Origin of the sequence: Streptomyces tricolor, from assembly GCF_002155905.1 — a bacterium.
Taxonomy (GTDB): domain Bacteria; phylum Actinomycetota; class Actinomycetes; order Streptomycetales; family Streptomycetaceae; genus Streptomyces; species Streptomyces tricolor.
Window position 1 is genome coordinate 1 of the sequence record NZ_MUMF01000512.1, and the last position, 596, is coordinate 596.

At 72.1% G+C, this 596-nt stretch carries 1 protein-coding gene; it reads left to right on the plus strand.

Going from position 1 to position 596, the window contains the following annotated elements:
* Window positions 1–55 precede the first annotated feature (55 nt).
* Window positions 56–562: an HNH endonuclease gene (locus tag CCN44_RS32050; RefSeq protein WP_059254881.1), complete on the plus strand. Its 507-nt coding sequence runs from the start codon at window positions 56–58 to the stop codon at window positions 560–562.
* The last annotated feature ends 34 nt before the right edge of the window (window positions 563–596 follow it).

Below are 596 nucleotides of genomic sequence, written 5' to 3' on the forward strand. Positions count from 1 at the left end.
AGAGTTGATCCGAGCCCGCCGGGGGGTGGGCAGGTGCACACGGGAGGTGGGCTGGATGCGTGACACGTTGGTCCTGAACGCGAGCTTCGAGCCGCTGTCGACGGTGACGTTGAACCGTGCGGTGGTGCTGGTGCTCCAGGACAAGGCCGTCGTCGAGCAGGCCCATCCCGAACTGCGCATGCGCGGTGCCGATCTGGACATACCGGCGCCTCGGGTGATCCGGCTGTGCCGGTACGTACGGGTGCCGTTCCGAAGACAAGCCCCGTGGTCGCGGCGGGGGGTGCTGGTGCGGGACCGGCACCGGTGCGCGTACTGCGGAGGCCGGGCGACGACCGTGGACCATGTGGTGCCGCGGTCGCAGGGCGGGCAGGACACGTGGCTGAACACGGTCGCCGCGTGTGCGGCGGACAATCACCGGAAGGCGAACCGGACTCCGGAGGAGGCCGGTATGGCGCTGCTCCGGGAGCCGTTCGAGCCGACGCCGGCCGACGCGATGCTGCTGGCCCTGGGGCAGGAGGACTTCGCCGCGCTTCCCGAGTGGCTGGCTCGGGACGCGGCCTAGGCGACCGCCCCGTGCCGCGCCCCTGACGGGGCGC

Excerpts from the sequence above, each read along its gene's own strand:
- CCN44_RS32050 (WP_059254881.1), top strand. The coding sequence starts at position 56 with ATGCGTGACACGTTGGTCCTGAACGCGAGCTTCGAGCCGCTGTCGACG.